At 34.1% G+C, this 13,065-nt stretch carries 8 protein-coding genes; 6 read left to right on the top strand and 2 right to left on the bottom strand.

Annotated elements, in window-relative coordinates; all coding sequences use genetic code 11:
- The first annotated feature begins 12 nt into the window (after positions 1-12).
- From RT250_RS12200 to RT250_RS12175, 6 genes are all read left to right on the top strand, one after another.
- Positions 13-2,517: a restriction endonuclease subunit S gene (locus tag RT250_RS12200; protein ID WP_313115070.1), complete on the top strand. Its 2,505-nt coding sequence runs from the start codon at positions 13-15 to the stop codon at positions 2,515-2,517.
- A gap of 2 nt (positions 2,518-2,519) precedes the next feature.
- Positions 2,520-3,410: a hypothetical protein gene (locus RT250_RS12195; protein WP_313115068.1), complete on the top strand. Its 891-nt coding sequence runs from the start codon at positions 2,520-2,522 to the stop codon at positions 3,408-3,410.
- A 16-nt stretch (positions 3,411-3,426) separates the two neighbouring features.
- Positions 3,427-4,908, top strand: coding sequence for a type I restriction-modification system subunit M (locus RT250_RS12190; protein WP_313115066.1), 1,482 nt, complete (start codon positions 3,427-3,429; stop codon positions 4,906-4,908).
- Positions 4,905-6,017, top strand: coding sequence for a restriction endonuclease subunit S (locus RT250_RS12185; protein WP_313115065.1), 1,113 nt, complete (start codon positions 4,905-4,907; stop codon positions 6,015-6,017). Before RT250_RS12190 ends, RT250_RS12185 begins: the two co-directional genes overlap by 4 nt.
- 2 nt (positions 6,018-6,019) lie before the next feature.
- A complete protein-coding gene (locus RT250_RS12180) occupies positions 6,020-6,607 on the top strand; it encodes a hypothetical protein (RefSeq protein ID WP_313115064.1) in 588 nt (195 codons plus the stop codon).
- 124 nt (positions 6,608-6,731) lie between these two features.
- Positions 6,732-10,172 (top strand): DEAD/DEAH box helicase family protein, encoded by a 3,441-nt coding sequence (locus RT250_RS12175; protein WP_313115062.1) that lies wholly within the window; start codon positions 6,732-6,734, stop codon positions 10,170-10,172.
- 982 nt (positions 10,173-11,154) lie between these two features.
- Here RT250_RS12175 and RT250_RS12170 read toward each other — a convergent pair.
- Positions 11,155-12,474, bottom strand: a complete 1,320-nt coding sequence (locus tag RT250_RS12170) for a type II toxin-antitoxin system HipA family toxin (RefSeq protein ID WP_313115061.1) — start codon at positions 12,472-12,474, stop codon at positions 11,155-11,157.
- Positions 12,428-12,745: a helix-turn-helix domain-containing protein gene (locus RT250_RS12165; protein ID WP_313115059.1), complete on the bottom strand. Its 318-nt coding sequence runs from the start codon at positions 12,743-12,745 to the stop codon at positions 12,428-12,430. The genes RT250_RS12170 and RT250_RS12165 overlap by 47 nt, the downstream gene beginning before the upstream one ends.
- Between the last annotated feature and the right edge of the window lie 320 nt (positions 12,746-13,065).

Genomic DNA, 13,065 nt, shown 5'->3' with positions numbered 1-13,065 from the left:
GAAAAGACAAAGATGACTTTACACGAAGCAATAGAATTCATATTACAAGAATCTGGACGTCCTATGTCTTCTAGGGAAATTGCTGATATTATAAATAAAAGTAAACTGTATTTACGTAGAGATGGCAAATCGGTATCAGCATCTCAAGTAAGTGCGAGGGTTGGCAATTATGAAAAAGTATTCGTAAAAGATTCGGGTAAAATTAAACTGCTGAAAGATGATTATGTAAGCTTAAAATTACAAAACTATAAGAACAAATTGAAGTACTTAGTTGGTTCTTCCAATCATCATAGTATAGGCGGGAAAATGGCAATTCTAATTGATGCATTAGAGGCTTTAAAATTTGAATCGAATAAGGAGAGTGATTATGATTCAAATGACTCACAGGTTTCAGAACCCGGTGCAACCTATAGATCTGCTTTAAATAGAGATAAATTTAAAGTGGCATTTCGACTTTGCAATTGGTACTTATCGCAGGACTCCAGTTTTAGAGTGATTTTGACAGCACAATTTGTATCTGTATTATCTGGTCTGAATTGGTTTCAGAAAGGAAATCACATCTTATCTACAGAAGTCCCAAACAGTAATCATTTTCTTTTAAAAATAGTTGGTGATAATCCTAAATCAAACTTTAAGATTGATAATAAACAATCTCAAACACACGAGTTTAATGAGGATCTTATCGATAGTAAGCTAAATTGCCAAGTTGAGGATTTTATTAATGAAAACAACGTTGATTTTCAGGTTAACTCGAAGTCTTGCGAAACAAAAATTATTATTCCATCTTTTAATAAACGATTGAAAAATAATGGCACCAGCGTGTTTGAATCACTGTTTACCCATTTTAAAAACTTTAAAACTCAATATGATAAAATAATTTTAATAATTCCAGCTTCTGCACTTACATCACTTCGGAAAGATGATTTATTACTGAGAGAAATAATAGTAGAGTCAGGATATCTAGATTCTGTTGTACTTTTTCCCAATAAGATGATGGAAAATTCTGGTGTGATTTTATCGGTTTTGATTTTCGATTTTAGAAAGCCAAAAAAAGAAGTCTTCTTTTTCGATTGTTCAAATACTTTAAAAGAGAATCCAAAGTCTATTGCCGAAATAATTAACGATAAAACTCAAATAACAGACGTCTCAAAAAGTATATCAACAGAGCATATTGATTATAAAACCTGTAGTCTATTTCCAAGGGAATATGTTTTTAACCCTTATGATATAGAGGTTAAACCGGGTTATAGTCAATATTCATTAAGTGAGCTAATTACAAACAAAAAATCTGGCGGACGTTTTAAAAGTAGAAATAGCTTATATTCAGGAGGTGAATACAAACTCATTAGAACTAATGAAATAGATAATGATGTTATTCATTTCCAGCCAAAGGAGAATATGATTGGTATTGATCATGATGAGCTTATGGATGTAGAAAAAAGCTTAATAAAAGGGGGAATTGTGGTTAGTGGATTTAATAAAAAACTAAAAGCCTCAGTTTTATCAAGTGAAGAAACGTATGTTCTAGGGCAGGACGTGTATTGGTTAAAACTAGATAATGAGTTAATAATTAATGAGTATTTAGTAAAGGAATTTTCTAAAGCCTATGTAACTAAACAAGTTATTTATCATTCTAAAGGAACAACGATTTCGAGGTTATACTTAAAGGATTTGTTAAATATACAACTGCAAATTCCTAGTATCGAAAAGCAGAAGGAGATCTTATTTGCTGATTTAAATAAAGAAGATAAAGTCTCTAACGATAACGGAGTTACTGATAAGGAGCTCGATTTTATAAAAACATTAAAGCATACTCTAAAACAGCCTGCATCGAGTCTGGGAAATGATTTTTCTTCATTGAGTACATTCATCAAGAACAAAATTATTGATAAAACTCCTTTACAAAGTGACGAGACGATCGTACCAATATTTCCTTCAGACACCCCTGAACAAATTTCTATACACACATTAATGAATACCCTGGATAGAATGACCCGCGCTGTTACCGATATAGATTATATATTGGATCAGGCAGTAAAAGTCATTGAAATTTCTAAGCCGATTAATAAAGAGAATATTAACTTAAAAACATTTTTACAAAACTTTATTGCAGAATACCCTAGTATCGCAATTAAAGTTACTGGCCCACAAGTTGATATTCTTGCGGATAGAAAGCAATTACGTATTTTGGTTCATAATTTTATTAATAACGCCATTAAACACGGGTTTAGCGATCTAGTTGAAAATCCAATTATTTGGTTAGAGATAAAAACAAAAGATACATTGTCTATTCAGCTATCTATAAGAAATAATGGTTTAGCCCTTCCATCAGAGTTTACTCTGAAAGACTTTCTAGCTAAAGGAGCTACAACAAATGCCGATGTTGGCAGTGGCTTTGGAGGCTTTTTGATTGGAAGAATTTTAGAAAATCACAAAGCAGAAATAACATTAACAAAAAAAGAAGATTTTGGTATCTTACCACATACTGTCGAATTTATAATAACATTACCTAAATAGCCATGGAACAACCAATAAAAGTCCTACTGGTGGATGATAAAGAAGATTATTGTAAGTCACTATCGGGTGTTGCACGACATAAAAATATCCAAATTGTTTATAGTTTGGATTGGGAAACTGGTTTTGAAATTCTCAAAAACGATGCTAATATTGAATTTGTTATCCTCGATGGAAAAGGTAAAGTTGAAGCAGATCAAGCCATTGAACATGAAAGTTTCGCTTTGAAAGCAATGAAAGATATAGATGCTTACGGTAGTGAAATTAGTAGAGATATTCCATACTGCTTGAACACAGGTTATATTGAAAGTTGTGGAGCATTTACACTTAGTGTGAAAATTTTTGAAAAGAGCGATGAGCAAAGAGATAAAATGTTTGAATACATAATTTCAGAAGTGAAACAATCAAAATATCGTATGTTAAGAATCCCTTTTGACAATGCTTTTAAAGCTTTTGACCTGGGAATTATATCTAAAGCTTATGAGGGGCTTTTTATTGAAATAATTGAATCTTTAAACAGTAATGATTATAGAAAAAAAAATATGAATGTCCAGCGTGATTTGTTTGAAGCGATAATGAAATCACTCAATAATCCCATTCCTTGCATCCCATCTTCTTTTTTTAAAAATGGCGCGCCAGTTCAGGAATGGTGTACTCGATATATGGAAGACCGACCTACACGTGATGGAAACCAGACAGAGCATAAAATAAACCTTCCTATTCCGCAAAGAATTAAATCGTCTTTTAGAAAATTAAAAGAATCGACTAATGAATATTCACACCTATCTGACGAAACTATTGTGAAAACTCCATTTTTGGCAAATACATTTCTATTAATGGAAATACTCGAATGGTTGCCAGAATTTGTAGAAACAAATTATAAAAACTATATATAAAACTCAATTATAATATATGATCACCGGAGAAACTAAAAGTAAAATAGATAAAATTTGGAACGACTTCTGGACAGGAGGAATATCCAACCCATTAACTGTCGTAGAGCAGTTTACCTATCTTATCTTCATAAAACAATTAGACGACAAACAGATTCTAATGGAAAAACAGGCCAACCTATTGGGTGTGCCTATTGAAAAACCTATATATACCAAAGAACAAAGTGCATTGCGTTGGTCTAATTTTAAGAATAAGGATCCAGAAACCATGTTTGACTTGTTCACCAAGCAACAGCGTGAACTAAATGACATTACAGCTTTTGATTTTATGAAAACCATCGGAGCTGAAGGTGGTGAGTTTGCTAGGTTTATGAAGGGGGCTATTTTTATGATTCAATCGCCTAGGTTGTTAGATAAAGTGGTGCAACAGATAGATGAGCTACCTCTAGACAACCGAGATACCAAAGGTGATTTATATGAATACATGCTTTCTAAGATTGCCGAAGCAGGTACCAACGGACAGTTCCGTACGCCGCGCCATATCATTAATATGATGGTGGAAATGACGCAGCCTAAAAAAGATGATATCATTTGCGACCCAGCATGTGGAACAGCAGGGTTTCTAGTTTCTGCGGGTGAGTATATTTATCATAACCACAACGACTGGTTTCAAGACAAAACCTTTAGAGAACATTTTAATACCAAGATGTTTAACGGGATTGAGTTCGACCCGTCTATGTTGCGTATTGCCGCTATGAATATGCAATTGCACGGTATGGAAACCCCAGTGCTTATTGGTAAAGATGCACTGAGCGAAGCGAATGCTGATATAGAAAACGAATACACCTTAATTCTAGCAAACCCACCGTTTAAAGGAAGTTTAGATTATGATGAAGTAGAGAGTAGTTTATTACAAACCACCAAAACCAAGAAAACAGAATTGTTGTTTTTGAGCCTGATGCTACGTACGCTTAAAGTAGGAGGGCGTGCAGCAGTTATTGTACCTGATGGTGTTTTGTTTGGTATTTCTAGAGCCCACAAGAGCATAAGAGAAGAATTGGTAAATAACCAAAAACTAGAAGCGGTAATTTCTATGCCTTCTGGGGTATTTAAACCGTATGCCGGGGTAAGTACAGCGGTATTGTTTTTTACCAAAACCAATTCTGGGGGAACAGATAAGGTGTGGTTTTATGATATGAAAGCCGATGGGTATAGTTTAGACGACAAACGCTCTGAGATTAAAGACAATGATATTCCTGATATTATACAACGTTTTAAAAACCTAGAAACCGAAGCCGATAGAGCACGTACCGACCAAAGTTTTATGGTGCCTTTTAAGGAAATAAAAGAGAACGATTGGGATTTGTCTATTAACCGTTATAAGGAAATTGTGTATGAGGAGGTTGAATATGATGAGCCAAAGGTTATAATAAATGAAATACTTGAATTAGATAAAGTAAGATTAAATTCTTTAGAAGTTTTAAAAGAGATGCTACAATGATTGAAATAAAAAAAATTTCTGATGTTTTCGATGTAGGTTCGAGTAAAAGAGTTTTTAAAAGAGAATGGACAACCGAAGGCGTTCCTTTTTATAGAGCAAGAGAGGTTGTAAAGCTTTCTAGGGACGGGCATGTCGATAACGAACTTTTTATTTCTGAAGAGATGTTTAAGGAGTACTCTGTTAAGTATGGAGTGCCTGAGCCTGGTGATCTGTTAATAACAGGAGTTGGTACTTTAGGAATTTGCTATCAAGTTAAAAACCATGACAGATTCTACTTCAAAGATGGAAATATAATTTGGTTGAAGAAAAAAAAGGAAGTTTCTTCAGATTATATAGAATATTGTTATAAATCTTCATTTGTTAAGAGGCAAATAGAATCTACTGCAGATGCAGCTGTTGTTGGAACATATACGATTACAAATGCAAGAGAAACCAAAATCCCCCTTCCCCCTCTAGAAACCCAAAAGAAAATAGCGGCCATTCTAGACGAAGCAGATAAACTGCGCCAACTAGACCAACAACTCATTGAAAAATATGACGAGCTAACCCAAAGCCTGTTTTTGGATATGTTTGGGGATCCTGTGATGAATCCAAATGGATGGGAAGTTTTCCACTTTGAAGACTGTTTAGAAATTAGAAATGGTAAAAACCAAAAAAAGGTTGAAAGTATAGATGGAGTATATCCAATTTATGGTAGTGGTGGGATTATGGGTTATGCTACTGACTTCATTAGTGATGAAAATTCTGTTATAATCGGTAGAAAAGGAAATATTAATAAACCTATTTTGGTACGTGAGAAGTTTTGGCATGTTGATACAGCCTTTGGATTAAATCCTAATTCAGATTTATTATCTTATTTTTATTTATATTATTTCTGTGAAAGATATAATTTCGAGCAACATAATAAAACAGTAACTATTCCTAGTCTTACAAAAGCCACTCTATTGAAAATTAAAATTCCCATTCCACCTTTAGATATTCAAAATAAGTTTGATGAAAGGGTTTTGGCTATAGAAACCCAAAAAGCACTAGCTCAAAAAAGTTTAGGAAAAAGCGAGGAACTGTTTAATAGCTTGTTGCAAAAGGCTTTTAAAGGAGAATTGGTGTGAGATTGGTAAAGTTTGTTTTCATATTAGTTCTTATTGCTTTTACACAATCCTGTAAAGAGAAAACTTCAAGGTCAAATAGTTACTATAACGACTCAGAAAGTAATTATTACTATGAAGATGAAGAAGCATATCCGGACGACACCTATTGCGCCGATGTAGATTATTATAATCCAGATACAGGAACCAGAAGTTATTATACTTTAAATGTTGAAGTTGAGGATAATGAAGTTACGGTTATCCATTTTTCAACGGGTTGGTTAGATGGTAGCGAATTTTCTTCTGAAGCCTTAGATGAAGACGGGTATTGCTCTATTAGGCTTTATGATGGTAGGCAGTTTGATATTCAAATTACCGGATCAGAATGTTCATTCAGTGATGGATTTAGAATTGAAAGTGATATTGAAGATGAAATAGCTGCAGTTACCTGCCCGAGATGTGGATCTTCTAAGTATAGTTATGATGATTATTGTGATTCATGTGAAGATGAGATAGAAAATACTTGTTCCAGATGTGGCGGTCATGAGTATTATGTAAATGGAGGACTCTGTACCGACTGTAAGCGTGATGACGAAGAAAATGATGATTGGTAGAAGCTAAAATTAGTTAGCCCAAGTTGAATTAATATATTTTTCGTGAAAAGCTTTGGTTTTAGTTCAATAAATATGGTTATCAAATCTTTTCTTAGTAATTTAAAACTTTAATTGGCCAAAAGTTATGCAGAGCAACTTTGATTTTATTAAAAATGACTTTCCAGAACTCTACCTTGAGGCAGTAGAGGCAGAGAAATATGTATATAAAGCACCCAAGTACGCTGCATTGCAAACTAGGGTAGTCCTAGAGCTTACGCTGAATTGGCTATATGACAACGATCCTGACTACGAAAGACCTTATGATACCACTTTAGCAGCTTTAATGTATCATGAAGATTTTAAAAATGATATAAAAGAAACCTTACTTAATGAGTTAACTTTAGTTAGAAAAATAGGGAACAATGCGGCGCACGGTAAAAGAGTCAATAACAGGGAAGCACTAATTTGTCTTAGAAGTATCTTTAGATTGCTTTCTTTTATTGGAATTAACTATAACGAGAAAAGCCCAGATATTCCACCTTTCAATGAGGCATTAATTCCTACAGGGGAACTTAAAGATAAAACGGTAAAAGAGCTTCAGGAGAAATCGGAAGCTGTTGAGAAGTTATTAGCAGAGAAGAAAAAACAACTTGAAAGAACACTCGAACTTCAAAAGGAAAATGATCTACTAAGGTTACAAGTTCAAAAGCATGAAAACTTACTAAAAGAGCGTAAAGAAGAGCGCCAAGTAAATGTAGATTTTGACGAGAAGATTCCAGAACTAACTTCTGAGCTTGAAACCCGCAAATTATTCATTGATGTGTTACTTAAAGAAGCGGGTTGGGATAATCTAAAACTACATAGGGATTTAGAATATAAAGTGACTGGAATGCCCAAAACCGTTAACCCTTCTGGCATTGGTTATGTAGATTATGTACTTTGGGATGATAACGGAATGCCATTAGCTGTTGTAGAGGCTAAAAAAACGCTACACAGTCCTAAAAATGGTAAGCATCAAGCATACCTATACGCTAACTGTTTAGAAGAAATGACAGGGCAAAGACCTATTATTTTTTATACTAACGGATTTGAAACGCATGTATGGGATGATACTTTTTATCCTGAACGGGAGGTTAGTGGTTTTTATACCAAAGATGAGCTTCAGTATTTAATAGAGCGCAGAAGCACTCGAAAAGATTTAAGAGATTTTCAAGTCAATAGAGATATAGCTGGCCGCCCCTATCAGCTAGAAGCCATAAAAAGAGTTGCCGAAGCCTTGGTAACAACTAACCAAAATGAGTTAAAAGGGAAAGGCAGAAAAGCTTTATTAGTGATGGCTACGGGTAGTGGTAAAACAAGAGTATCAGCTGCTATTGTAGATATGTTAACCAAAAGCAATTGGGCTAAACGCGTGTTGTTTTTAGCCGATAGAAATGCTTTGGTCACACAAGCCAAAAATGCTTTTAAAGAACATGTTCCGCATTTAAGTGCTATAGACTTAACTAAAGAAAAAGAGGATAATGGAACTCGACTTGTGTTTTCCACATATCCAACCATAATGAACCGAATAGATAGTCTTAAAAATGAGGATGGTCGGTTTTATGGTCCAGGACATTTTGATGTGATTATCATTGATGAAGCGCATAGGTCTGTTTATCAAAAATACCGAGCAATTTTTGAGTATTTCGATGCTATTTTAATTGGATTAACGGCTACGCCTAAGAAGGATATAGATCATAACACCTATTCATTATTTAATATTGAAGATGATAACCCAACTTATGCTTATGAACTTAATCAAGCTGTTCAAGATAAGTTTTTAGTGCCACCAAAGGCTATTAATGTGCCTGTGAAATTTGTCCATGAGGGTATAAAGTACAGTGAGCTTTCAGAAGAAGATAAACTAAAGTTTGAAGAAACTTTTGCAGATGAAGTTTCAGAAGATGATGAAGATATAGAAATTAGTAAATCTGCTATAAATTCATTTTTGTTTAATAATAAAACAATTGATGATGTCCTAGATTATTTAATGAATAACGGGATTAAGGTAGAAGGTGGAGATAAATTGGGGAAAACCATCATTTTCGCTAAAAATCATAAACATGCTGTATTTATAGAAGAGCGTTTTAATAAAAACTATCCTGAGTATTCTGGAAAGTTTTTACGTGTTATAGATAATTATGAATCTAAAGCACAGGATTTACTTGAAAAGTTCTGTGAAGACAAAGTAGAATTAGAACCGCAAATAGCTGTATCTGTAGATATGATGGACACCGGTGTAGATGCACCAAGAGTGGTAAATTTAGTGTTTTTTAAACAGGTAAAGTCCTATGCTAAGTTTTGGCAAATGATTGGTAGAGGGACGCGCTTAAGGCCTGATTTGTTTGGTCCTGGTATGGACAAAGAACACTTTATGATATTTGACATTTGTGATAACTTCAGCTTTTTTAATGAGTTTCCAGACGGAATTAAAGGAACAACCACTAAAACCTTATCTCAAAAAGTATTTGAAGCCAAATTAAATATAATTATGGCTGTTAGAGATAATACCGAGTCATCACCTGAAGAGGATGAGTTGGCCGAAAATTACACCAACCAACTTCATGAAATAATTAGTAGTCTAGACCAGGAAAGATTTGAAGTTAGAAAGCACTGGGCTCTTGTAACTGAATTTAGCAGTCGAGACCGCTGGAATAATTTAAGTGTTGGCGATGTGCTTGATTTAAGTACTAACCTATCTGGATTGGCACCATATAATGAAGGTGATGATGAGCTCGCCAAACGATTCGACCTCATAGCACTTAACTTACAACTCATGATTCTCTCAGGGAATAAGAAGGGAGAAGAGGTTTACGTGAAACAAATTTATGGGATAGCACATAGCTTGGAGAAGAAAAGGAATATTCCAAAGGTTAAAGAAAAACTACCATTGATTAGACAGGTCCAAGAAGTAGAATTTTGGAAGAACACCAATGTAAAAGTGGTTGAACATATTAGAATCGAGTTAAGAGACTTACTAAAGTTTATAGAGAAACAAGAAGTTAAAACTGTCTACACTGATTTAGCAGATGAAATTCAAATACATAAAGTGGCTGAGGTGGATATAATGCCAACGTATTCAAAATTAAAAAGTTATAAGGACAGGGTAGAGGCATTTATACGTAAAAATAAATCTCATTTAGTAATAGATAAACTTCATAAAAATATTCCTATCACTCCTAAAGAATTAGAGTTGTTAGAATCGTTTTTGTTCACTGACGAATTAGGCACAAAAGAGGAGTACGAAAATGAATACGGTGCTCAGCCTTTAGGTAAGTTTATTAGAAGTATTGTAGGCTTAGACATTGAAACTGTGAATAAGTTATTTTCAAATTTCATTGAAGATAAAAACCTAAAGCCAGTACAAATTACATTTATTCAAACCCTAATTAATTACCTCAATAAAAATGGTACTCTAGAGAAGCAGCTTCTAACTCAACCGCCATTTAACGAGGCTAGTGATAATGGTATTATTGGTTTGTTTGATGATAATAAAGTTCGTGAAATAGTTTCAATAATTGATAGCGTGAATAAGAATATTGGTTAAGTTATTAATTAATTTTTATTAACTACGCGATTAATCTACATAGCGCCATATTAAAACCGTCAACCATGGCGTTAAAGAATTATTGTGATACAAACTCTAAAGAGCTGTAAAAATCATTTTGAATTGAGAGAGTATTATTTTATAATCTATTAATATTTCCAAGTCTTCATTATTATTCACAAACGTTATAAACGATTTAGAATTATCAAGAAAGGCATTAAGTAAGGGCTTTACTTTATTGAAACGCCTTCTAAAAAATAAGAAAGAATTCAACGTAATTATAATTTTTATTAGGAAGCTAGAAAAGATGTAGGGTTTTACTACTGGATGAAAAATAAAGCTTAAAAAACTTCGGATAAAAAACATACACTTTACGAAATTCTTAAAGCCTTAAGAATTTTTATTGGTGAAATTCAAAAAGGGAATTACGCAGAACTTTATCTAAAACTCAAGGAAAGATTAAAATATGTAGATGATGTAAAAGTTGCAATTACTACGCTATTAAAAATTAATTCTTCAATAGGAAAAATAGACTTGAAAGCTACTGAAATGACAGTATTAACGAAAGAATTAAAAAGCTAAAACGATTTATTCATTCTGATATTGATTACAAAAGATGGGATTTATTTAATTATAAAGGGAGTAAAAAACGCTTACGTTATGATTAAAATTTCACTGTGACTCATGAAGGCTTGGATAATTATACAAGAAGTATTAATAGCTGTTTAGCGCCTTATTTCACAATAAATAGACTTTCTGAGTATTTTTTTTATTAACAGAGGGTAGTTGCTTTCCGTGATGAAAAATTCTTTGATTCCGCTCAGGGACTTTCGCTCGGGGAAATAGAAATCGGAATCGACCCTTCGGCCCTTCGATAAGCTTAGGACAGGCTTACGCTCAGGACAGGCTGCTCAGAAAAGGCGTGCCTAGGGCAGACTCAGGAAAGACAAGCTCAGTAATCATAGGGAATTTTGGTTTTAATTTATTTGGTTTTAAAAGCTATTGATTTTAATTCTTGTTCAGCTCTTGATATTCCATATTTTGTCGCTATTTCTTTCCAGTGTCCTACAGCATTCAATACCTCTTCCATTATTTGTGTTGCTCTTTTTTTTGAAAGTCTGAAAAATTCAGCTACTTCCAGGGCTAAGTTTAAATCTAAGGAGTTATCCTCATCAGAAATGTTCAGTTTTAAACCTGTGCCAGTTTCGATTGGATTAATATCGTATGCTGGGGATAAGATCCATCCTTGGTTTGTTAATAAAAACCCATGGTTTCTAAGATGATCGTCTGTATTTGTGACGCAAATACTAAATACGATTCTTCGCCAAAGTTGCTCTAGATCCTGGTTTACATTGGCTCCATTGTTTTGTATAAACTCAACAAGTTCTAGATAACTCGCTCCATCGGCGTGGTCTTGACCATCGGTATATCCAAGCATTGTCATGGCAGAAGCAAAATGTATTCGCTCTCCATTGGTTCCACGATCAAATCTCTTGGTGAGAAAAGTATAATAATTAGAAGAGAATTTTTGTGCTTTAGATTCTGCCATATTAACTCCTGCAGCAATGGCTAGTTCATAGGTTACAATTTCCCAACCTCCGATATCTCCCTGATCGTTTCGGCTAGGGAATTTGGCTATCCACAGGCCACCCTCATTGTCTACTATGCTCGCTTTAGGTCTTGCTCCACCTAAGGAAGCTCCAGGAGCGATTAACATACTTAACCATTTTATATAATCGGGATCGTCTATTACATTATCGTCTTCTAATCTCAAACTTATTTGTTCTAATTCTCTAAGAGAGGCCCAAGGTGGACTGGCCATTTTTTTATTGTCGTTTAAAAATGGACCATCTTCTTCCAATTTATATCTTAGTGCGCCCATTCTGTGGCCATCATATACTCCAAGAAGATAATCTGTTTCGAATAATTTTTTTTCTTCTCTCTCTTCTATTCGGGCAAGGGCAGCTTCTCTTCTTCGCATTAAAATACGGCCCCAACGATCTGGTGAGGAGTCAAGGAATATTCCAAAATTATCTTTATCATCGTTTAGATAATGTAATCCGGAATATAATTGCAAGCTAGGATCTAATAACTGCGCAGGTCCATTTTGTAGCCATTCATCGAAATACTCGAAAGAAAACACTTCTTTACCTTTTAATCTGTCTGTATATAGGGTGCCCATTAGCGAAGGCTTATTCATCCCTGCCCAATGTGCATAAACACGTATTGTCTTTTTAAAGTTTTGTTTAGCCATTTTATTCTTTTCGTTTTGGTGCTCTCTCATTTGTACTGATACGAGCATCTTGTAATTTTCTACCTAATTCATCATCCTTGGCGAGAAGGAGAAAGTCCTTTTCTAAACCCAACACTTGTAAAACTAGGAGGTATGAACCAATACTTACCGTAGGTTTTCCTTTTTCAATTGCGGATAAAGTGGGTCTGCTAATATTTGCCCGTTCCGCTACTTGTTGGGAACTAAATTTTCTTCTCAAGCGTGCGAGCTTAATATTTTCTCCCAATTCGTCGAGAATCCTTCTAGTTTTCGGTAGAATCATTAATTTCTTTTTATTCATAACGTAAAGTATATTTTACAAATATAGTGTAAATTGTAAAATATATTTAACATTAATTCGAAAATTTCTTTAGATTATTGAATGTATAGACAGATAATGATTTTCTGGAATTGGATTAAAGCCCTCCAAATATAATTTAAGCACGTAGGTCTGAAAGGGTTTTATGTTCTCTGGAATGTGTGCGTGGATGTTAAATTGATGTGTATATCACTTGGATAAAAATTCTCTCAATGTGTCAATTATCAAACTGTTTACGATTTGTTGTAATATATCAGGAGTAGTTGAGGTAATAGGGAAGTCGGGTATGATTCCTTAGGTGA

Origin of the sequence: Aequorivita sediminis (assembly GCF_032080575.2) — a bacterium.
GTDB lineage: Bacteria > Bacteroidota > Bacteroidia > Flavobacteriales > Flavobacteriaceae > Aequorivita > Aequorivita sediminis.
This window is presented reverse-complemented; position numbering and strand designations above follow the sequence as displayed.

Excerpts from the sequence above, each read along its gene's own strand:
- RT250_RS12200 (WP_313115070.1), top strand. The coding sequence starts at position 13 with ATGACTTTACACGAAGCAATAGAATTCATATTACAAGAATCTGGACGT.
- RT250_RS12195 (WP_313115068.1), top strand. The coding sequence starts at position 2,520 with ATGGAACAACCAATAAAAGTCCTACTGGTGGATGATAAAGAAGATTAT.
- RT250_RS12190 (WP_313115066.1), top strand. The coding sequence starts at position 3,427 with ATGATCACCGGAGAAACTAAAAGTAAAATAGATAAAATTTGGAACGAC.
- RT250_RS12185 (WP_313115065.1), top strand. The coding sequence starts at position 4,905 with ATGATTGAAATAAAAAAAATTTCTGATGTTTTCGATGTAGGTTCGAGT.
- RT250_RS12175 (WP_313115062.1), top strand. The coding sequence starts at position 6,732 with ATGCAGAGCAACTTTGATTTTATTAAAAATGACTTTCCAGAACTCTAC.
- RT250_RS12170 (WP_313115061.1), bottom strand. The coding sequence starts at position 12,474 with ATGCTCGTATCAGTACAAATGAGAGAGCACCAAAACGAAAAGAATAAA.
- RT250_RS12165 (WP_313115059.1), bottom strand. The coding sequence starts at position 12,745 with ATGAATAAAAAGAAATTAATGATTCTACCGAAAACTAGAAGGATTCTC.